16 protein-coding genes are annotated in these 21,749 nt (G+C 60.8%); 6 read left to right on the forward strand and 10 right to left on the reverse strand.

The window, feature by feature from the left end:
- The first annotated feature begins 74 nt into the window (after positions 1-74).
- From hisS to LRL22_RS17600, 5 genes are all read left to right on the forward strand, one after another.
- Positions 75-1,352 carry a histidine--tRNA ligase gene (hisS, locus tag LRL22_RS17580; RefSeq protein WP_005351051.1) on the forward strand — a complete coding sequence of 426 codons (1,278 nt, stop codon included), beginning with the start codon at positions 75-77 and terminating at the stop codon, positions 1,350-1,352.
- A gap of 3 nt (positions 1,353-1,355) precedes the next feature.
- A complete protein-coding gene (locus LRL22_RS17585; protein ID WP_270905970.1) occupies positions 1,356-2,006 on the forward strand; it encodes a YfgM family protein in 651 nt (216 codons plus the stop codon).
- Positions 1,999-3,183 carry an outer membrane protein assembly factor BamB gene (gene bamB / locus LRL22_RS17590; protein WP_005333796.1) on the forward strand — a complete coding sequence of 395 codons (1,185 nt, stop codon included), beginning with the start codon at positions 1,999-2,001 and terminating at the stop codon, positions 3,181-3,183. Before LRL22_RS17585 ends, bamB begins: the two co-directional genes overlap by 8 nt.
- A 74-nt stretch (positions 3,184-3,257) precedes the next feature.
- On the forward strand, positions 3,258-4,754 hold the full coding sequence (der, locus tag LRL22_RS17595; RefSeq protein WP_005333794.1) for a ribosome biogenesis GTPase Der: 1,497 nt from the start codon (positions 3,258-3,260) through the stop codon (positions 4,752-4,754).
- 124 nt (positions 4,755-4,878) lie between these two features.
- Positions 4,879-5,103 carry a zinc ribbon domain-containing protein gene (locus LRL22_RS17600; RefSeq protein WP_005333789.1) on the forward strand — a complete coding sequence of 75 codons (225 nt, stop codon included), beginning with the start codon at positions 4,879-4,881 and terminating at the stop codon, positions 5,101-5,103.
- Positions 5,104-5,476: 373 nt separating this feature from the next.
- Here the strand turns inward: LRL22_RS17600 and mltF are convergent, their stop codons facing one another.
- Positions 5,477-6,961, reverse strand: coding sequence for a membrane-bound lytic murein transglycosylase MltF (mltF, locus tag LRL22_RS17605; protein WP_270905971.1), 1,485 nt, complete (start codon positions 6,959-6,961; stop codon positions 5,477-5,479).
- Between the two features lie 149 nt (positions 6,962-7,110).
- On the opposite strand from mltF, the gene purL reads away from it, so the two are divergent.
- Positions 7,111-11,034 carry a phosphoribosylformylglycinamidine synthase gene (gene purL, locus LRL22_RS17610; protein WP_270905972.1) on the forward strand — a complete coding sequence of 1,308 codons (3,924 nt, stop codon included), beginning with the start codon at positions 7,111-7,113 and terminating at the stop codon, positions 11,032-11,034.
- A gap of 59 nt (positions 11,035-11,093) precedes the next feature.
- Here the strand turns inward: purL and LRL22_RS17615 are convergent, their stop codons facing one another.
- The 9 genes from LRL22_RS17615 to nuoI form a co-directional block, all read right to left on the reverse strand.
- On the reverse strand, positions 11,094-12,620 hold the full coding sequence (locus LRL22_RS17615; RefSeq protein WP_270905973.1) for an HD domain-containing phosphohydrolase: 1,527 nt from the start codon (positions 12,618-12,620) through the stop codon (positions 11,094-11,096).
- A gap of 16 nt (positions 12,621-12,636) precedes the next feature.
- Entirely contained in the window at positions 12,637-14,070 is a 1,434-nt protein-coding gene (locus LRL22_RS17620) for an HD domain-containing phosphohydrolase (protein ID WP_270905974.1), read from the reverse strand.
- Positions 14,067-15,197 carry an FIST signal transduction protein gene (locus tag LRL22_RS17625; RefSeq protein WP_257690536.1) on the reverse strand — a complete coding sequence of 377 codons (1,131 nt, stop codon included), beginning with the start codon at positions 15,195-15,197 and terminating at the stop codon, positions 14,067-14,069. The genes LRL22_RS17620 and LRL22_RS17625 overlap by 4 nt, the downstream gene beginning before the upstream one ends.
- A gap of 191 nt (positions 15,198-15,388) precedes the next feature.
- Entirely contained in the window at positions 15,389-16,852 is a 1,464-nt protein-coding gene (gene nuoN, locus LRL22_RS17630) for an NADH-quinone oxidoreductase subunit NuoN (RefSeq protein WP_257690537.1), read from the reverse strand.
- Positions 16,849-18,393: an NADH-quinone oxidoreductase subunit M gene (nuoM, locus tag LRL22_RS17635; RefSeq protein WP_201990241.1), complete on the reverse strand. Its 1,545-nt coding sequence runs from the start codon at positions 18,391-18,393 to the stop codon at positions 16,849-16,851. The genes nuoN and nuoM overlap by 4 nt, the downstream gene beginning before the upstream one ends.
- Before the next feature lie 98 nt (positions 18,394-18,491).
- Positions 18,492-20,339 carry an NADH-quinone oxidoreductase subunit L gene (gene nuoL, locus LRL22_RS17640; RefSeq protein WP_270905975.1) on the reverse strand — a complete coding sequence of 616 codons (1,848 nt, stop codon included), beginning with the start codon at positions 20,337-20,339 and terminating at the stop codon, positions 18,492-18,494.
- The gene (gene nuoK, locus LRL22_RS17645; RefSeq protein WP_005337247.1) at positions 20,336-20,644 is read right to left on the reverse strand and encodes an NADH-quinone oxidoreductase subunit NuoK; all 309 of its coding nucleotides are present in this window, start codon (positions 20,642-20,644) and stop codon (positions 20,336-20,338) included. Before nuoK ends, nuoL begins: the two co-directional genes overlap by 4 nt.
- The gene (gene nuoJ / locus LRL22_RS17650) at positions 20,641-21,192 is read right to left on the reverse strand and encodes an NADH-quinone oxidoreductase subunit J (protein ID WP_005359828.1); all 552 of its coding nucleotides are present in this window, start codon (positions 21,190-21,192) and stop codon (positions 20,641-20,643) included. Before nuoJ ends, nuoK begins: the two co-directional genes overlap by 4 nt.
- A 10-nt stretch (positions 21,193-21,202) precedes the next feature.
- Positions 21,203-21,745 carry an NADH-quinone oxidoreductase subunit NuoI gene (gene nuoI, locus LRL22_RS17655; protein ID WP_005337245.1) on the reverse strand — a complete coding sequence of 181 codons (543 nt, stop codon included), beginning with the start codon at positions 21,743-21,745 and terminating at the stop codon, positions 21,203-21,205.
- Between the last annotated feature and the right edge of the window lie 4 nt (positions 21,746-21,749).

Genomic DNA, 21,749 nt, shown 5'->3' on the forward strand with positions numbered 1-21,749 from the left:
TTCCCTGATTTTACCTTGGGGGGGAAAATCCCTATAATGCGGCCAAATTTTACCTCTTTTTCTCGAGTATCAACGTGGCAAAACAGATCCAAGCTATTCGCGGTATGAATGATTGCCTGCCGGAGCAGAGCCCGGTATGGCAGAAGGTTGAACAGATCCTGCGCCAGGTCGTTGCCAGCTATGGCTACAGCGAAGTGCGCATGCCGATTGTCGAGCAGACTCATCTGTTCAAGCGCGCCATCGGTGAAGTGACCGACGTGGTCGAAAAAGAGATGTACACCTTTGAAGACCGTAACGGCGACAGCCTGAGCCTGCGTCCGGAAGGGACCGCCAGCTGCGTCCGTGCCGGTATCGAACACGGTCTGCTCTACAACCAGGAACGCCGGATGTGGTACATGGGCCCCATGTTCCGTCACGAGCGTCCCCAGAAGGGCCGTTATCGCCAGTTCCACCAATTCGGTGTCGAGCTGTTTGGCATCAACGGGCCAGACATCGACGCTGAGCTGATCATGCTGACCCACCGTCTGTGGCGTCTGTTTGGCATCAGCGAGCATGTCACCCTGCAGCTCAACACCCTGGGTCAGAGCGCCGAGCGTGCCGCTTACCGCGATGCGCTGGTGGCCTATCTGGAGCAGTACAAGGAGCAGCTGGACGAAGAGAGCCAGCGCCGCATGTACAGCAACCCGCTGCGGGTGCTCGACTCCAAGGATGAAAAGGTGCAGGCCATTCTGGCGGGTGCCCCGCGTCTGTTCGACCATCTGGGCGAAGAGAGCCTGGCCCACTTCGAGGGGCTCAAGCGCCTGCTCGAGTCTGCCGGTATCAAATACGAAGTGAACGAGCGTCTGGTGCGTGGTCTTGACTACTACAACCTGACCGTGTTCGAGTGGGTCACCAGCAGTCTGGGTGCCCAGGGCACCGTCTGTGCCGGTGGCCGCTATGATGGTCTGGTAGAGCAGCTGGGCGGTCAACCGACCCCGGCCGTGGGCTTTGCCATGGGCATGGAGCGTCTGGTGCTGATGCTGGAAACTCTCGAGCTCAACGCCGATATCCGCCCGGCGGTGGATGTCTATCTGGCGATGGTGGGCGAGGGGACCGAACAGGCTGGCTTCCAGCTGGCCGAGCGTCTGCGCGATGCCCTGCCGGACCTGCGCCTCATGAGCCACTGCGGTGGTGGCAACTTCAAGAAACAACTCAAACGTGCCGACAAGAGCGGCGCGGCAATCGCCCTGATCCTTGGTGAGACCGAGGTGCAAAACGGGGAGATCACTATCAAATATCTGCGTGGTCAGGCCGAGCAACAGACCGTCAAGGTTGACGCCGCCATTGCCCTGCTGGCAGCCAAAGGAGAGTAAGCTGTGGAAGTCTATACCACCGAAGAACAACAGGTTGAGGTTATCAAGGAGTGGTGGAAAGAGAACGGAACCTCGGTGATTGCCGGGACCGTGATCGGTCTGGTCGGTCTGTTCGGCTGGCGCTATTACAACCAGCACCAGCAAGAGACCATGGAGGCCTCCTCCCACTCTTACAACCAGGTGATTGAGCAGCTGGCCAAGGGCGATGCCGCCGGTTTCGAGCAGGCACAGCAGTTTGTTACCGCCAACAAGGGTGACTCCTACGGTGAACTGGCCGCGTTGCAACTGGCTGCCGCTGCCGTCAAGGCGGGCAAGCTGGATCTGGCTGCCGAGCAGCTGGAGCTGGTGGCGGCCACGGGAGACGAGAGCATTCGTCCCATCGCGGCGCTGCGTCTGGCCCGTGTGCTGAATGATCAGGGCAAGGCAGATGAAGCGCTGGCCAAGCTGGCAACCATCCAGAATGAGGCCTTCAAGGCGCAGGTAGCCGAAGCCCGTGGTGATGTGCTGCAAAAGCAGGGCAAGACCGAAGAGGCTCGTGATGCCTATCAGGCGGCGGCGGATGCCGGCGGCCTGCAGGGTAGCGCCGAGCTCAAGCTGAAAATGGACGATCTGGCCCTGCCGGCCGTTGCGACTGGTGAGGCACCGGATGCGTAATCTATTCAAGATGGTGGCGCTGGGGGCTGCGGTCTCCTTCGCTCTGCAGGGTTGCTCCCTGTTCAGTTCCGAAGAGGATCTCAACCCGATGGCGCCGCTGCCCAAGGTTGAATCTGCCTTCACTGCCGACACCGCATGGTCATCTACTGTGGGTGATGGTATCGGTGACTTCTACTCCCAGCTCAAGCCGGTGGTGGAAGAGGATCGTATCTACGCGGCGGCCCGCGACGGCGATGTCAGCGCCTTTGACCGTGCCAGTGGCGATCGCCTCTGGACCGTCGATCTGGCCGACCTGCCGGTCAACGCCGACAAGCGTAGCGCTCGTCTCTCCGGCGGCCTGGTCTCCCGTTACGGCAAGCTGTTCCTCGGCTCCGAGAACGGGGTGGTCTACGCCCTGAACGAAGAGAATGGCGAAGTGCTGTGGCAGACCAATGTGCCCGGCGAAGTTGTGGCAAGCCCCGCGGTGGAAGATGGCCGCGTGGTGGTGTTGACCACCTCCGGTCGCCTGATCGCCCTCGACACTGATGAAGGCAAGATGCAGTGGTCGCTCTCCGAAGAGCAGCCGCCGCTGACCCTGCGCAGTGCCGGTGCACCGGTGATCACCAACGGCGCCGTGATTTACGGTCGTGCCGATGGCAAGGTGGGCATCGCCCTGCTGAGCAACGGCCAGCCGGTGCGCCAGTCCAAGGTGGCTGATCCGCGCGGTGCCACCGAGCTGGACCGCATGGTGGACGTCGATGCCAGCCCGCTGATTGCCGGTGATGAGCTCTACGCCATCGCCTACAACGGTCAGTTGATGGCGCGCAAACTGATGACCGGCGATGAAGTGTGGAAGCGCAAGTATTCCGGCTATCGCGATCTGGCGATGACTGGCAATGCCATCGTGCTGACCGACAGTCGCAGCCACCTGTTTGCCATCGACCGTCGCAACGGTCTGGAGCTGTGGTCCAACACCCAGCTGGAAAATCGTACCGTCACTGCACCTGTCATCTTCGGTGACTATGTGGTGGTGGGTGATGTGGAAGGATACCTGTATTGGCTTGATCGTACCGACGGTACCATCAAGGCGATGCAGCAGCTCGATAGCAGTGGTCTCTACGCCGCCCCGCTGGTGGATGGCGAGACCCTGTATGTGCAGAGCCGTGACGGCAAGTTGTACGCCCTCAAGCGTCCTTGATCGTCCGATAATGTGAATATCCGGCTCCTGGTCTTCGGACCCGGAGCCTTTGTCGTCTTGAGAATGAGGCTTTTATGACTCCTGTAGTAGCCCTGGTGGGCCGCCCCAACGTGGGGAAATCCACCCTGTTTAACCGTCTGACTCGTACTCGGGATGCCCTGGTTGCCGATTTTCCCGGTCTGACCCGGGACCGTAAATACGGTCAGGCGAAGTTGGGCGAGCTGGAATTTATCGTGGTCGATACCGGCGGTATCGATGGCACCGAAGAGGGAATCGAACTGAAGATGGCCGAGCAATCCCTGCTGGCCATCGAAGAAGCGGACGTCGTGCTGTTCATGGTGGATGCCCGTGCCGGCCTGACCGCGGCGGATCAAGCCATCGCCGAGCACCTGCGCAAGGCCCACAAGAAGGTATTTCTGGTGGCCAACAAGACCGATGGTATCGACGGTGATTCCGCGGTCTCCGAGTTCTACGGTCTGGCGCTGGGCGAGGTTTACCAGATCGCGGCCGCCCACGGTCGTGGCGTGCTGAGCCTGCTGGAACTGGCCCTGGCTCCCCATCTGGAGACCCTGGTCGACTCCGCTACCGATGAAGATGCGCAGGATGAGGAAGAGGAGGACTTCGACGAAGAAGCCCTACTGCGCATGGTGGCTGCCGGTGAACTCGATACCAAAGAGGACACCAAGGAGACCCCGTTCGCCGACCTGCCTATCAAGTTCGCCATCGTTGGTCGTCCCAACGTCGGTAAATCTACCCTGACCAACCGTATGCTGGGTGAAGATCGGGTCATCGTCTATGACATGCCCGGCACCACCCGTGACTCCGTTTACATTCCGATGGAGCGTGACGAGCAGAAGTATGTGGTCATCGACACCGCCGGTGTGCGTCGTCGTGGCAAGGTGCACGAGACGGTGGAGAAGTTCTCCGTTATCAAGACCCTCAAGGCCATCGAAGATGCCAACGTCTGCCTGCTGGTGATCGACGCCCAGGAGACCATCACCGATCAGGACTTGAGCATCCTTGGCTATGTGCTCCACGCCGGTCGCTCCGTGGTGCTGGTGGTGAACAAGTGGGATGGTCTGGATCAGAAGGTGAAAGAGGATGTGAAGAACGAGCTGGATCGTCGCTTGGGCTTCATCGACTTCGCCCGCGTTCACTTCATCTCCGCCCTGCACGGCAGCGGTGTCGGCCATCTGTTTGAATCCATTCAGGAGGCTTACCAGTCCGCCACCCGTCGTACCAGCACGGCCATGCTGACCCGCATCATGCAGATGGCGCAGGAAGATCATCAGCCGCCGATGGTCAACGGTCGCCGCGTCAAGCTCAAGTATGCTCACGCCGGTGGCTACAACCCGCCGCGCATCGTGATCCACGGCAACCAGCTGAACGACTTGCCGGACTCCTACAAGCGGTATCTGATCAACTACTTCCGCAAGTCCCTCAAGATCATGGGCTCGCCGATCCGGGTCGAGTTCCAGGAGTCGGTCAACCCGTTTGAAGGCAAGAAAAACACCATGACCCTGAGTCAGGAACGTCAGCGCAAACGCCTGCTGAAGATGAAGAAGAAATAAGCCCTTGCGGCTGCCCTCACCGGCAGCCGCTTTGTTATCCTCGCCATGTTAAGGTGAGGAATAAGGGGAGGGGGATCTGCCATGGAACAAGACCATGGCAGATCCACTTTTCGAGGAGTTGATTATGGAAGCCCTGCTTTGTCCATCATGCCAGGCTGAACTGGACACCCGCAGCAAGGAGCAAACCTGTGGCCAGTGCCAGGCCCCTGTTCGCGTCACGGCTATCTGCCCCACCTGCCAACAGGAGCTGGAGCGTCTCAAGGCGTGCGGCGCAGTGGATTACTTCTGCAACCACTGCAACTCGCTGATCTCCAAGCGATCGGTACAGTTCAAGGCGGCGCTGGTGTAAGACAGTATTCAGGTGAGAAAGAAGATAAAAAAACCCGGCGAATGCCGGGTTTATGCTGTGTGCTCTGCAATAAGCAGGGTATAGGATCGATTTCTGCGCCACAGATTGCGCTTGATGTCATTAAGCTTGAGTTTGCGTCTGGGGCTCCAGCTGCACTTCGCTTTTCTGACCAGACTGATTTTTCTACGTTTTTGCATCTTGGTCTCCTCCCAACTCAGGTGGCCATCCCGGCCTTGGGTCATTGATGGAGCCCATCCGAAATTGCTGTTATTTAATCTCTCAACATAATGAAAACAATGCGATTTCGGATAGGCTCCGATGTGAATCGATGGTAACAGAGAAGTTTGTGTGAAAACAGCCGAATAATGGCTGGTTAGCGCATGGTGATCTGATTGACCACTTCGGCGATGGCGGTGGGGCGCTCGGCCAGCTCGGGCTCGCTGTCGTTGTCGAGACTCTCCCGCTGATGTGCCTTCTGTTGCTCGTTGTCGAGCCAGAGCAGACTCTGGTAATACTGGCGCACGTTGTTGACATAGTTGCGCGCCTCGCTGCCACGGGCATAGCCGTAACGTACCTTGCGGTGCCAGCGCGCCTGTTGCAGCAGCGGCAGCACCTCTTTCACGTCGCTCCAGGCGTCGGGATTCTTGCCGAGCTCTTTGGTCAGGCGGCGGGCATCCATCATGTGGCCGTAACCGATGTTGTAGGCGGTGAGGGCAAACCACACCTTCTCGTCATCGGGCACCGAATCCGGCACCTTCTCCATCATCTGTTGCAGATAGAGGGTGCCACCTTTGATGCTCTCTTCCGGATGAAGCCGGTCGTTGACCCCCATCGCTTTTGCAGTGGGCTCGGTCAGCATCATCATGCCGCGCACGCCGGTGTAGGAGCGGGCCTGCGGGTCCCAGTGGGACTCCTGATAGCTGATGGCGGCGAGCAGACGCCAGTCGATATTCTTGGCGTGAGTCTGGAACAGCGGCTGGTACTTGGGCAGCAGGCTCTTGGCGCGCTTGAGGAAGGTGCGGGTATCGACAAAGTCGAAGTTCTGCACGTGGCCGAAGTACTTCTCGTCCAGCTTGGCGATGGCACCATCCATAAAGCGCTGACCGAAGAAGTCGATCACGCTGGCATAGAGGCTGTCATCGGGCAGCTTGCTCATGGCCCAGGCAACGGTCTGCTTCTGGGCCAGGGTCAGCCCCTCGGTGAGCTCCGGGTAGTAGCGCTGGGTACGGGCCAGCACGGTATCCTGCACCACCGTGTAGTCAATCTTGCCATCCACCACCTGCTTGAGCAGCTCCTCCACATCGGCGTTGTCGCTGGTGCTCCAGGCTAGTTTCGGATTTTCTTTGCTCATCTCTTTGAGCAGATCTTCACCGGTGGAGCCGGCGGCCACCACCAGCTTGCCCTTGATATCGTTCAACGAAGCCGGCTTGGGTTTGCCGTTGCGGTAGACCAGTTTGGGAGAGACCTGATAGAAGCCCGGGCCGAAGCGAAACAGCTCGCGTCGCTCGGGGGTGACCATGATGGCGGCAGCCGCCAGATCGAGTTTGCCCTTTTTCAGCAGGGTGACCAGTTGGTCAGTGGTGTCGACCGGGATGATGGTGAGTTTCACCCCCAACCAGTCGGCATAATTTTGCGCCAGCTCGTAATCGAATCCCTGGGCGAGGTCGTCACGCTGGTAATAGGAGGTGGGACCATAGATGGTGCCAACCCGGATCTCGCCTCGCTGGCGGATCTGCTCCAGCTGGCTGGAGGGGCTATAGAAGTCGCAGCCAACCAGTGTCAGCGTCAACAACAGCCCGATAAACAGTCGAAAAATGCAGCGCAAGTAGGTGAGTACCTTTGTTGAAAAAATCGGCATTTGTCAAAAAAGAGGCACCTTTATACCAGAGAGTGTGCGCAGAGTCACACTGCACGAAGTGAGAAAAACGTTTGTCCGCTGTGAGCCAGATCCCTATAATACGCGCGTCTCAATTCCCCCCCACTTTAAAACTTGGTGAGAAAGGTCATATGGATATCTTGCGTGGTGCCCCAGCACTGTCTGATTTTCGTGTCCAAAAACTGCTGCAACGCTTCGCACAGATGAGAAACGAGAGTGGAGTAGAGAGCGGAGTAGAGATAGAGGATGTCTATGCCGAGTATGTGCACTTTGCCGAGCTGACAAGCCCCCTCTCTCCCCCCGAGCGAGCGACCTTGGGCCAGCTCTTGCGCTACGGCCCGACTATCCCCGAACACACCCCCAGCGGTCAGCTGTTTCTTGTTACCCCCCGCCCCGGCACTATCTCCCCCTGGTCTTCCAAAGCAACCGACATCGCCCACAACTGCGGCCTGAAACAGGTCAAGCGGCTGGAGCGGGGTATTGCCTATTACCTGACCATCAAGGGGCAGGGTGAGCTGAGTGCCGCCCAGCGCAGCGCCATTGCCGCCGTGCTCCATGATCGGATGATGGAAGTGGTGTTTGCCGAGATGAGCGAAGCTGCCGCCCTGTTTGCTCACCACGAGCCGCGCCCCTTCACCCAGGTGGATGTGCTGGGCGGTGGTCGCGCAGCCCTGGCCGAAGCCAACGTGGCGCTCGGTCTGGCGCTGGCCGACGACGAAATCGACTATCTGGTGGAGAACTTCACCAAGTTGGGTCGCAACCCCAACGACATCGAGCTCTACATGTTCGCCCAGGCGAACTCCGAACACTGCCGTCACAAGATCTTCAATGCCGACTGGACCATCGATGGCGAGCAGCAGCCCAAGTCGCTGTTCAAGATGATCAAAAACACCTTCGAACAGACGCCGGATCATGTCCTCTCTGCCTATAAAGACAACGCCGCCGTGATGGAAGGGAGCCAGGGGGGCCGCTTCTTCCCGAGCCCGGCCAACGGCGAATACCAGTATCACCAGGAACAGGTCGACATCCTGATGAAGGTGGAGACCCACAACCACCCGACCGCCATCTCCCCGTTCCCGGGCGCAGCCACCGGCTCCGGCGGCGAAATCCGCGACGAGGGAGCCACCGGTCGCGGTGCCAAGCCCAAGGCGGGTCTGGTCGGTTTCTCCGTCTCCAACCTGCGCATTCCAGGCTTCGAGCAGCCCTGGGAGCAGGATTTCGGCAAGCCGAGCCGTATCGTCAGTGCCTTCGACATCATGCAGGAGGGGCCGCTCGGCGGCGCCGCGTTTAACAACGAGTTCGGCCGTCCGGCCATTCTCGGCTACTTCCGTACCTTCGAAGAGGAGGTGCCGAGCCACAACGGCGTCGAGGTGCGTGGCTACCACAAGCCCATCATGCTGGCAGGCGGCATCGGCAACATCCGCACCGAACATGTCCAGAAAGGGGAGATCCCGGTCGGCGCGGCACTGATTGTGCTGGGTGGCCCGGCGATGAACATCGGTCTGGGCGGTGGTGCTGCATCCTCCATGGCCTCCGGCCAGTCAGCCGAAGATCTCGACTTTGCCTCGGTGCAGCGTGACAACCCCGAGATGGAGCGCCGTTGCCAGGAGGTGATCGATCGCTGCTGGCAGCTGGGTGACGACAACCCTATCGTCTTTATCCATGATGTGGGGGCGGGCGGTCTCTCCAACGCCATGCCGGAGCTGGTCAACGACGGTGAGCGGGGTGGTCGTTTCGATTTGCGCGCCATTCAGAGCGACGAGCCGGGCATGAGCCCGCTGGAGATCTGGTGCAACGAATCCCAGGAGCGTTACGTGCTGGCGGTAGCGCAGGACAAGCTGCCGCTGTTCAAGGCCCTGTGCGAGCGCGAGCGCGCCCCTTATGCCGTGATCGGCACCGCGACCGAAGAGAAGCATCTGACCCTCTCTGACAGCCACTTTGACAATCAGCCCATCGATCTGCCGCTGGACGTGCTGCTGGGCAAGGCGCCCAAGATGCACCGTGACGTGGTGAGCCTCCCAGCACAGGGCAAAGCGCTCCAGCTAGATGGCATCACTTTGAGTGACGCGGCCGAGCGGGTTCTGCGTCTGCCGACCGTGGCGGAGAAGTCCTTCCTTATCACCATCGGCGATCGCAGCGTGACCGGTCTGGTCAATCGCGACCAGATGGTTGGCCCCTGGCAGATCCCGGTGGCCGATTGCGCCGTCACCGCTGCCACCTACGACAGCTATCACGGCGAAGCCATGTCCATGGGCGAGCGTACCCCGGTGGCGCTGCTCTCCCACGCCGCCTCCGCTCGCATGGCGGTAGCGGAAGCGCTCACCAACCTGGCACCGGCCCACATCGGTTCCCTCAAGCGGGTCAAGCTCTCCGCCAACTGGATGGCCGCTGCCGGTCACCCGGGTGAAGATGCCGGTCTCTATGAGGCGGTCAAAGCGGTAGGTGAGGAGCTCTGCCCGGCCCTTGGCATCACCATTCCGGTGGGCAAGGACTCCATGTCCATGAAGACCCGCTGGCAGCAGGATGGCAAGGAGCACAGCGTCACCTCGCCGCTCTCCCTGCTCATCTCCGCTTTTGCCCGGGTCGAGGATGTGCGCAACACGGTTACTCCGCAACTGCGTACCGATCTCGGTGAAACCGACCTTATCCTCATCGACCTTGGCAATGGCAAGCAGCGCCTCGGCGCCTCGGCGCTGGCGCAGGTCTATCGCCAGCTGGGTGACAAGGCGCCGGATCTCGACAATCCGGTCCAGCTCAAGGGCTTCTTCAACGCCATTCAGGCGCTGGTGGCCGATCGCAAACTGATCGCCTACCACGACCGCTCCGACGGTGGCCTGTTCGTCACCCTGACCGAAATGGCGTTTGCCGGCCACTGCGGCCTCGACATCCAGCTCGATCGCATCGGCGGCGAGCTGCTGCCGGCGCTGTTCAACGAAGAGCTGGGCGCCGTCATTCAGGTGCGTCGTGAAGATAAAGAGGCGGTGATGACTCTGCTGGCCGGTCACGGTCTGGCAGCCTGCTCCCATGTGCTCGGTACCGTGCGCGAAGGGGATCTCATCACCTTGCAGCGGGGCGGTCAGGAGGTCTATCGTGCCAGCCGTACCGCTCTTCGCACCATCTGGGGCGAGACCAGCTGGCAGATGCAGCGCCTGCGCGACAACCCGGCGTGCGCCGACAGTGAGCACGCGGCCCGTCAGGACGCCACCGATCCGGGTCTGCATGCCAAGCTGACTTACAACCCGTCCGAGGATGTGGCTGCTCCCTATATCGCCCGTGGGGTATCCCCCCGTCTGGCGGTGCTGCGCGAGCAGGGAGTCAACTCCCATGTGGAGATGGCGGCGGCGTTCGATCGTGCCGGTTTCGCGGCAGTGGACGTGCACATGAGCGACATTCTCTCCGGTCGCATCAAGCTGGAGGAGTTCCAGACCCTGGTGGCCTGTGGCGGCTTCTCCTACGGTGACGTGTTGGGGGCCGGTGAAGGCTGGGCCAAGTCCATCCTGTTTAATGACAACGCCCGCGAGCAGTTCCAGCGCTTCTTCGAGCGTGGCGATACCCTCTCTCTGGGTGTCTGCAACGGTTGCCAGATGATGTCCAACCTGCGGGATCTCATCCCGGGCGCCGATCTGTGGCCGCGCTTTGTGCGCAACCGCTCCGAGCGCTTCGAGGCGCGCTTCAGCCTGGTGGAAGTGCAGGAGTCCCCGTCGGCCTTCTTCGCCGGCATGGCAGGCTCGGTGATGCCGATTGCCGTTTCCCACGGGGAAGGGCGTGTCGAGGTGCGCGATGCCGCTCACCTGAACGCACTGCAAACCAGCGGGCTGGTGGGGCTGCGCTTTGTCGACAACCGCGGCAGCGTGACCGAGCAGTACCCGGCCAACCCGAACGGCTCGCCGGACGGCATCACCGCAGTGACTACCACCGACGGTCGCGCCACCATCATGATGCCGCACCCGGAGCGGGTGTTCCGCACCGTGGCCAACTCCTGGCACCCTGACAACTGGGGCGAGGATGGCGCCTGGATGCGGATGTTCCGCAACGCCCGAGTCCGTCTGGGTTAAGCCTGCAACGCAAACAAAAACCGGCCCCTGTGGCCGGTTTTTTTATGGCATGTGCGACCTCAGGTTTGACCGTGGCCCAGCTCATGGGGGGTAAAGTCCCCGCGGTCGAGAATGCGCAGGCAGGCGTCCACTACTGCTTCATCCAGCTTGGTGCCGCGTAGTTCGATGATGTGGGCTCTGGCCTGAGGAATGCCAAGGGCGGCGCGGTAGGGACGATCGGAGGACATGGACTCCACTATGTCTGCCACCGTAAGAATGCGCGCTTCCAGCAGGATCTGCTCGCCCTTTAACCCTGATGGATAACCGGAGCCGTCGAGATACTCGTGGTGCTGGTGGATCATCTGGGCGATGGGCCAGGGCAGAGCGACATCCTTGAGCACCTGATAGCCGGCGATCGGGTGTTCCTTGACCAGATTAAACTCCTGAGCTGTCAGCCTGCCCGGTTTGGTGAGGATGTCGACCGGTACCTGGATCTTGCCGATATCGTGCACCATGGCTCCCAGATACAGCCCCCTAAGCCGCTTCTCATCGAGCTGCAGCTCGCGGCCGATGGCCAGCGCCAGGGTCGCGACATGCTTCTGGTGGCCAGCGGTGTAGGGATCTCGCTGCTCCAGCACGGCGGCAATGGCTCCGAGGGCATCTTCCAGTGCCAGCTCCAGCTGACGTGCATGCAACACTTTGTCGCGTTGGGCGGCGAGATAGGCCTGCTGGGTGCTACGGGCCTGCAGACCGTAGGCAAGGTAGTCAGCCAGCCGGCTGAAGAGATGCATCTCCTCATCGGTGAAGGCGCGTGCTTGTTCGCTATGAATGAGCAGGCCGCTCCGCAAACTGTCGTGCCACTGCAGCGGCAGCAGCAGGCGAGCGCGCAGGGTCGCGGTATGGTGAACAAACTCGCTGGCCAGTGCCTCGTTGCACACGGATCCCTCGCGGATGGCGTGGTGCAGAGTCCGATCCCGGGTGAGCCACTCATCGTTGGAGAACCAGACCGCATTGCCCGCCTGTGCCAGCACCTGTAGTACGCTCTGGCCAGCTACCTCCTGCAATACGGTAACGAGGGGGAAGCGGCCATCAAAGGTGATGGCGTCGCAGATCTCCTGCAGCAGTTTCTTCTCATCGTCCTGCTCCAGCATCGCATGGTGGGCGCGACCGATGGCCTCCAGGGTCCAGGTGTACTGTTGCAACCGCTCCTGCTGCTGCTTCTTCTCGGTGATGTCATCGAAGAAGACCCCGACGCCGACCACCTGACCCAGCTCGTCAAACAGGGGAAACTTGGTGGTGCTGAGCCAGCGGGCCTCACCTCCCTTGAGATAAGGCTCCTCGTGGCGCTGGGTGGTGCCGCTGGTCATGACCCTGAGATCGTCGTCCCGATAGCGCTGGGCCAGCTCGGCCGGGAAGAAGTCTGCATCGCACTTGCCGACCAGCTCGGCCGGGGTGAGGGCGAGATCGTCTGCCAGCAGCCGGTTGCAGGCGATGAAGAGGGAGCGGGTATCCTTGAGCAGCACCCGGTAGGGCAGCTGATCCATCACCTGGCCAAGCAGGGCGGCCGTGGGCTGCGGGGTAAAGGGCGGTGCGGGTCTTGAACTCATCGTCATCCAGCCTCGGTCAAAGGGGGGAGAAGCGGTAGCCCGCCTGCCAGACGGCGAAGCAGGCGCTGACCACCTGTTCGTCGTAGTGGACACCGGCATAGCGGGTCAGCTCGGCGAAGGCATCGGTGAAGGAGAGGGCCCGCCGAAACGGACGGTGGGCGGTCATGGCCGCCAGGGAGTCGGCCACCCGGATGATGCGCGCCTCCAGGCAGATGGCATCCCCCTGCAATCCCTGCGGATAGCCGCTGCCATCCATGTTTTCATGGTGCTGCAGCACTATGGTGGTGATGGGCCAGGGGAAGTCTATCTGTTGCAGGATCTCGCAACCGGCCTGCGGATGCTGCTTGATAAGTTCGAACTCAACGGGCCTCAGTTCACGGGGACGGGTGAGGATCTCCGCCGGGATCTGCAGCAGGCCGATGTTGTGCACCATGGCAGCGAGACCAAGTCCATCCAGCTGCTCCTGAGAGAGTTGCAGATGCTGGCCGATGGCCAGCGCCAAATCATGTACTCGCCGTTCATGGCCTGCTGTGCTGGGATCCTTGTGGGCAATGGCGGAGGAGAGGGCAGCTATGGTCTGGAACAGCAGGGTGCGTTGCTGCTGCTCACTCTCCTTGATGCGGGTGATATCGACCAGCGCCCCTATGATGCCGGCCACCTCGCCCTGATGGTCATAGAAGAGATCCTTGAAGTTGAGCACCTGATAGCGCCTGCCACAGCGATCCAGCAGAGGGTGCTCGAAATATTGCGGTTGCCTGCTGCGCAATACCTCCAGATCGCGCTGGATGTACTCTTCGGCCAGCTCAGGGGGCAAGATTTCATCCACTCGCTTGCCCAGCAGCTCGGCCTTGCTGATGCCGGTGATTTGGGTGAAGGTCGGGTTGCAGCTGATGAAATGTCCCTCGACATCCTTACAGAACACCGGGATGGGGATGGCCCTTAACAGGGATTCGTTGAAGCGCTGCATATCGACCAGTTCCGCCTGCTGGCGCATTGCCAGCTGCTCGCTGTCCCGGCACAACTGGATGGCGCGGGCCAGGTTGCCAAGGATCGGGCTGAACAGTTGGCAGATCTGTTCACCCTGATGCTCCGGATTGGGGGAGAGCAGCAGCATCAGATACCCCCCCTCGACTTTGAGGCGATAAGCAAAGGGATAGGTGCGAGAGCCGGGCAGGGGGAGCGGGGCGCGCAGGATGCACTGATCGCCTTCGATGACCCAGGAAGGGAGGCTCACGGATTGCCCTTGATGCTGGAGCAACTGCTCGTCCCCGACCGCCTTGACGATCCTCTGCTCCCCTTGCGGCAACTGCTGCAGTACCACCCCGACCGGGCAGGCACAGTGAAACAGGAAGCGTTGCAGCACCTTGGTCAGCAAGGCGTCGAGGGTGACCTCACGCCCGATACAGAGAGAAAGGTCGCAAACAATGGCCATGGCGTGATCGTTGTTCATCGCCGTCCCTCCCCGTTGCAGAGAATGGCTCCGTTGTGAAACAGCGGATAGTCCCCCGGTCGCAGGCTGCCTATTTCACCAAGTGAGAGGGCGCCGACCAGCTCGTGGGCTCCGCTGTGGGTGAAGAGGGTCTCCAGCTCAAGCGCACTCTGCTCACCGAAGTGTTGTTGACGCCCAGCACAGTAGTAGAGCTCGATGCGTTCAGGCACACCGTGCTGGCTGAGTTTCCCGGCCAGCTCGATGGCATGGGCGGTCGGACTTTGCGGCGCCTTGAGCAGAGTGAGGATACTGTGGTCAGGTACCTCTCCGACGCAGAGCAGGGCACCCTCTTCGGTGACGGCGACCGGGATGCGTACGATCACGTCGCCATTGGCTCTGAGTAACCCGAGCGGCAGGTGGACGCCGTACTTGTAGAATTGCTCCGGCGTGAGGCTCTGCTGGAATTGCTGCCGGATCAGAGACTGATAACGGCTGAAGGCTGGTTCCCAGTCGATAAAGGAGATTTTGTTGCCCTCGCTGCTGGTGGCAAGCATGGGTTGGGCAGTGAGTTGGTAGCCGTGCTCGAGCAGTGAGTAACTTTGGTAGGGAAGCAGTGCGCAACTGACTCCGTGTTCCAGCAATGTCTGGTTGTCGAAGAGGCAGGGCATGGACGTGAACTGGCCGCTGCCAGCATTGACGCCGGCATAGTTGACCCTGTCCGCCAGCCGCAGATAGAGCCCTTCGAGAATGGAGGCAATATTGGGGATCATGGCGTCGAAAGTAAGAAAGAGGGTGGGGACTTTCTGTGGAGCTGGCCATTCTGAGAGCCGAGGGGCCAGCTGCTCGCAGATGATGGCGGCCAGCTCATCGGCGCTGGCGGTATAGGAGAGTGGGATCAGCAGAGGGTTGTGAGATGCCGGGCGGGGCAATAGCCAGGCCCCTTGTTCGTGGAAACCATGCTGGCTGACCAGGCTTGGAAAGATGGCCCCGCAAAGCTGAATATCGAGGCGTTGGCACTGCTGCTGCAGTTCGGCAACACGTGCGGCATCCCGCTCGGCCAGCAACACATCGAGTCGTCCCCCTCGGTAGGGAAGCAGTGTGTCGGTCAGTGGATGCGCATCAAATTGATGAAAAGTAGGCTGCATCATCGCTCGGAACTCCATTCCTGCCAGTCATCAATATATCAGCAAGGGGGCTGGGTGAATACCCATCAATATTTAATGTGTCGGTATAAGCCTTTCTAAAGACTGACAAATTTGAGTCGTGGCAGGATGTATCCGGTTAGGTGGCAATAAAAAACCGGCCACAGGAGCCGGTTTTGATTGAGCCGCAGTTTGAGTTACTGCAGTACGACGTTCTGGAAACCCTGTACCAGCGAGATGACCGGTTGTGGGTAGAGGCCGAGCAATACCACCAGAGCGGCCGAGAGCAGCACAACCACGCCACCGGAGGAGAGCGCCCAGTTGGCGCTGGCATCGCGTTGCTGCATGCCCGGCTCACGCAGATAGAGGGTAACCATCACTCGGAGGTAGTAGTAGAGACCCAACGCACTGCCCAGGATTATGGCAGCGGAGAGCCACCAGAGCTGGGCCTCGACAGTCACACCGATGAGGTAGAACTTGCCGATGAAGCCGAGCGTCATCGGGATACCGGCCAGAGAGAGCATCATCACGGTCAGTACGGCGGTCAGGTAGGGACGCTTCCAGAACAGGCCGCGATAGCTGTGCAGAGAGTCCGCATCCTTGCCGCGATAGGGGCTCGACATCATGCTGACGACGCCAAAGGCGCCGAGGCTGGTGAACAGATACATCAGCAGGTAGACCCCGGCCGCTTCCACCGGCATCTGGCCGATACGGCTCGCCACGATCACCGCCAGCAGATAACCAAAGTGGGAGATGGAGGAGTAGCCCAGCATCCGCTTGATGTTGCTTTGTACCAGTGCCAGCAGGTTGCCGATGAGGATGGAGATGAACGCCATGGCGGCCAGCAACCAGTGGATCATGGGATCGGCAGCAGCCGGTACGGCCAGATAGAAGCGCAGCAGTACGGCAAACACGGCGACCTTGCTGACGGTTGCAAGGAAGGTGGCGACCGGTGCCGGTGCACCTTCGTAGACATCCGGTGTCCAGAGGTGGAAGGGGGCCAGCGAGAGCTTGAAGGCAAAACCGACCAGCATCAGACCGAGGCCACCCATCAGCAGCGGATGGTGAGCCGGGCTTTGGGCCATGGTCACCCCGAGGGCATCAAAGCTCAGGCTGCCAGCCTGGGCATAGAGCAGCGCCATGCCAAACAGCAAGAAGGCGGTGGCGGCGGCAGAGAGCACCATGTACTTCACCGCGGCTTCCAGCGAGTGGCGCTCGCGGTAGGCGTACCCGACCAGACCGAACATCGGCAGGGTCAGCATCTCGATCCCGATAAAGAGGGAGGCGAGGTGGCGGGAGCAAGCCAGCACCAGACCACCGGCCGTGGCGATCAGCAGCAGCAGGAAGAACTCTTCCCGGTTATCCGGGTAGGCTTTCAGCCACGATTGACCGAAGGTGCAGGTGGCCAGGGCGCCGATGAGCACCAGTCCCATGTAGAAGACGGCGTAACTGTCAACTTGCAGCAGCGGGGTGACCCCCTGATCCCCTTGCGCCATCACGATGGGCAGCGAGAACAGTGCCAGATTGAGGCCAACAATGGTCACGGTAAAGGCGGTGGTGACACAGCGGCGCCACGCGATGGCCAGCATCAGGGCCGCCATGGCCCCGGTGGTCAACAGCAGGGGAAGCAGTGCCAGCAGTTGGGAAGCGGAGAAAGTCATTGCAGGGCTCCAGCAGTCGGCAGCAGATACCAGTGCAGCACGTTGATAAGGCTGCTGCTGGCGGTATCAATCACGGGTTGGGGATAGAGGCCAAGCAGAACCAGCAGGCCCGCGATCACCATCATCATGGTCAGCTCGCGGCGATCCAGCCCCTTGAGCATGCTCTCATCCTTGGTGGGGCCAAAGCAGGCGCGCTGCAACATGATGAGGGAGTAGACCGAGGCCAGCACCAGACCGAAGGTGGCGACTGCCGTGATAACCGGGGCAACCTGGAAGCTGCCGACCAGGATCAGGAACTCGCCGACGAAGTTGCCGGTGCCCGGCATGCCGAGCGACGCCACCGAGAAGAAGAGCATCACGCCGGGCAGATAGCGCAGGCGTCCCCACAGGCCGCCCATCTGGCGCAGATCCCGGGTGTGCAACCTCTCGTAGAGCTGACCGCAGAGGATAAAGAGGCCGGCAGCCGACAGGCCGTGGGCGATCATCTGCACCACGGCGCCTTGCAGGGCCAGCTCGCTACCCGAGTAGATGGCGATCATCACAAAGCCCATGTGGGAGATGCTGGTGTAGGCTACCAGCCGTTTGATGTCGGTCTGGGCAAAGGCCACGATGGCGCCATAGACGATGCCGATCAGGCCCAGCACCATGGCGTAGGGGGCAAATTCGGCGGATGCCTCCGGAAAGAGGGGCAGGGCAAAGCGCAGCAGGCCGTAGGCGGCGGTTTTGAGCAAAATACCGGCGAGATCCACCGAACCTGCGGTCGGCGCCTGACTGTGGGCATCCGGCAGCCAGCCGTGCAGCGGTACCAGCGGCATCTTGACCGCGAAGGCGATAAAGAAGCCCAGCATCAGTAGCCACTGAACGCCCTTGCTCATCGGGGTGTTGAGCAGATCCAGATAGTTGAAGGTGAAGACTCCGGTGGCATGCTGGTGGGTCAGCACCAGCCCGATGATGGCCACCAGCATGATCAGGCCGCTCACCTGGGTGTAGATGAAGAACTTGGTTGCGGCGTTGATCCGTGATTTGCCGTCAGTGACCGAGTGGCCCCAGAGCGCAATCAGGAAGTACATGGGGACCAGCATCATCTCCCAGAAGAAGAAGAAGAGGAACAGGTCCAGCGCCATAAAGACCCCGAGCACGCCGCCCAGGATCCAGAGCAGGTTGAGGTGGAAGAAGCCGATGCGCTGCACGATCTCTTTCCACGAACAGAGAATGGCCAGTACTCCGATAAAGCAGGTGAGGATCACCATCAAGAGCGACAGGCCATCCACCGCCAGATGCAAAGAGATGCCGAAGCGGGGGATCCACGGCAGGCGCCACTCGGCGGCCCAGGCGGAGGCAGCACCAGAGACGCCCGCGCTGTCGAGGCCGGTGGTGGCAAGAGAGAAATCACCACTTAGCCAGATGGCACAGGAGAGCAGCAGGCTGGCGCTCATGGAGAGGAGGGCAACCCAGCGGACAAACTGCCCGCCGAGACGCTCCATCTGCCAGCAGAGCAAGCCGCCGATAAAAGGAATTAGCAAGATCCAGAGTAAGGTCACGGTATCAGCTCTCGTTCAAGTTCATATGAGATTGCGCTCCCTGTTCCATCAGGGAGAGCAAACAGCCTGGCTGTATGATTGTCCGGTTGTTCATCGCGTTACCCCAGCAGCAACAGCGCCAGCACCAGCACGGCGCCTATCCCCATGGAGGCGGCATACCAGCGCAACTTGCCGGTCACGGTCCAGGCCAGCAGCTGGTTGCCACGCAGGGCAAGCCAGGCGGGCAGGCCCATCATCCAGTCCAGTGGATCCTGCCCGACCAGACGGGTCGCCAGCAGATAGGGCTTGACCCACAGCTGGTCATAGAGCCAGTCAAAGCCCCAGGCGTTGAACCAGAGGGTGCTGAGCAGGCGGCCCGGCGCGCTGTTGGCAATGGAGGTGGCCAGACGGCGCTCACCAAGGAACAGAAACGCGGCCAGCACAATGCCAGCAATGGCAATGATGCCGGAGGTGATCTCCAGCGCATGGCGACCCTCTTCGATATGGTCCCCCGGGCCTGCGGGTAGTACACCTGCCAGTGGCGGGGTGATAAGAGCCCCAATCCCGGTGGAGAGCACCAGCAGAACCAAGAGCGGCAGATGGTGAGCCAGACCGTGACCGGCGTGGGCTTTGGTCTGCTCTTTGCCATGGAAGGCGATAAAGATCAGTCGGAAGGTGTAGAGGGAGGTGAGGAATGCCCCTACCAGACCGGCCCACAGCAGAGCGCTTTGGCCAGAGGCTTCTACTTGCCACAGGATGGCGTCCTTACTGTAGAAACCCGAGGTGACCAGCGGCAGCGCGGCCAGCGCCGAACCACCTACCAGGAAGCAGGCATAGATCAGCGGCAGACTCTTGCGCAGGCCACCCATCTTGAAGATGTTCTGCTCGTGATGGGTCGCGACGATAACGGCACCGGCGGAGAGGAACAGCAGCGCCTTGAAGAATGCGTGGGTCATCAGGTGGAAGATGGCACCTTCCCATGCGCCGACACCGAGAGCAAGGAACATGTAGCCAATCTGGCTCATGGTGGAGTAGGCGAGGATACGCTTGATATCGGTCTGAACCAGCGCGGCAAAGCCTGCCAGCACCAGGGTGATGGCGCCAACCAGCCCGACCAGATGGAGGATCTCTGGCGCCAGCAGGAACAGGCCGTGGGTACGTGCAATCAGGTAGACACCGGCGGTCACCATGGTGGCGGCGTGGATCAGCGCGGAGACCGGGGTCGGGCCTGCCATCGCATCCGCCAGCCAGGTTTGCAGCGGCAGCTGTGCCGATTTGCCGACCGCGCCGCCCAGGAGCATCAGGCAGGCCAGCGACAGGGCAGGGGAGCCCTCGGCAAACAGGGTCGGTGCGCGCACCAGCAGCTCGTGAATATTGAGAGTGCCCAGTTCGCGATAAAGGATAAACAAGCCGATGGCGAGGAAGACATCACCCACCCGGGTCACGACAAATGCCTTGAGGGCCGCCGCGCCGTTCTTGCGATCCTTGTAGTAGAAGCCGATCAGCAGATAGCTGCACAGCCCCACCCCTTCCCAGCCGAGGTAGACAAACAGCAGGTCATCGGCCAGTACCAGAAACAGCATGCTGGCGATAAAGAGGTTGGTGTAGGTGAAGAAGCGGGAGTAACCCTCTTCCCCACGCATATACCAGGAGGCGAACAGGTGGATGAAGAAACCCACCCCGGTCACCACCCCCAGCATGGTCAGCGACAGGCCATCCAGTGCCAGCGAGAAGCTCGGGGTAAAGTTGCCCACCGCCATCCATTGCCACAGGCGCTGGACATAGACGCCCCCCTCTGGCGGGTTGCCCAGAAAGTCGATGCCGACCCAGAGTGTGGTAAGCGCCGAGAGACCAATGGAACCCACCCCGATCAGCGCCGAGGTACGCTCGCCAAACCGGCCGAGGGAGAAGGCCAGCACCAGCCATCCCAGCAGCGGAAATAGAAAAGTCAGATATAAGAGGCTCATCCGCGCATCTCGCTCACAGTGTCCACGTTCAGGGTGTGGTAACGACGATAGAGCAGCAGTAATAGGGCAAGGCCGATACTGGCCTCCGCTGCCGCCAGAGAAATCACCAGGATATACATGATCTGGCCATCGGCCTGGGCCCAGCGGCTACCCGCCACCACAAACGCCAGTGCCGAGGCATTCATCATGATCTCGATACTCATCAGGATGTAGAGCAGGTTGCGGCGGATCAGCAGACCGCACAAGCCGATGCAGAAGAGCACCGCGGCCAGCAAAAGCCCGTGCTCCATGGGGATTCCATTCATTGCTGACCTCCTTCTTGTGCAGAGCGGGATGCTGTGCGGGGGACGGAGAGCACTTCACCGCTCTTCTCTTCCCGACCCAGGTGATAGGCGGTTACCAGACCCGCCAGCAGCAGGATGGAGGCGAGCTCCACCGCCAGTACATAGGGGCCAAAGAGCTCGACACCCACCTGTTTGGCGGTCACCTCGGTCACTCCGATCAGGCCCCCGGTCACCCCGAGAATGCCGTGGGCCAGAAAGCCCAGCAGGATCAGCGAGAGCAGGGCTGGGCCCCCCCAGGTCATGGGGGTGAGCCACTTTTTCTCCTGTGCCTGGGCACTCCCCAGGTTCAGCATCATCACCACGAACACGAACAGCACCATGATGGCGCCGGCGTAGACGATCACCTGCAGGGCGCCCGCAAAGGCGGCACCCAGGCAGAAGAAGATCATGGCCACGGCGATGAGGGAGATGATGAGATTGAGCAGCGCATGCATGGGATTGCTGGTGCTGATCACCCGCAGCGTGCTGTAAATGGCCACCAGGGCCGAGGCATAAAATGCCAGTTCCATGATTGACTCCTCAGGGCAGCAGGCTCTTGACATCGATGGGCTTGGCTTCGTTTTCGGCATCCCCTTTCGGCTTGCCGTCGATGGCCATCCCGCTCATGCGATAGAAGTTGTAGTCCGGGTATTTGCCGGGCCCGCTGATCAGCAGATCTTCCTTCTCGTACACCAGATCCTGGCGGCGATACTCACCCATCTCGAAATCCGGCGTCAGCTGGATGGCGGTGGTGGGGCAAGCCTCTTCACACAGGCCGCAGAAGATGCAGCGAGAGAAGTTGATGCGAAAGAACTCCGGATACCAGCGACCATCTTCCCGCTCAGATTTTTGCAGCGAGATGCAGCCGACCGGGCAGGCGACCGCGCAGAGGTTGCAGGCTACGCAGCGCTCGTCCCCGTCGGGGTCACGGGTCAGCACGATGCGACCGCGGTAGCGGGGGGCCGCATAGACAGCCTGTTCCGGATAGTTGAGGGTTTCACGGGGCCGCCAGGCATGGGAGAAGACCATGGCCAGACTGCGTAACTGGGTGCCGACACCCTGAATAATGCTAACAATTTTCATATTG

It is taken from the genome of Aeromonas sp. PI_26, from assembly GCF_027854445.1.
Taxonomy (GTDB): Bacteria; Pseudomonadota; Gammaproteobacteria; order Enterobacterales; family Aeromonadaceae; genus Aeromonas; species Aeromonas veronii.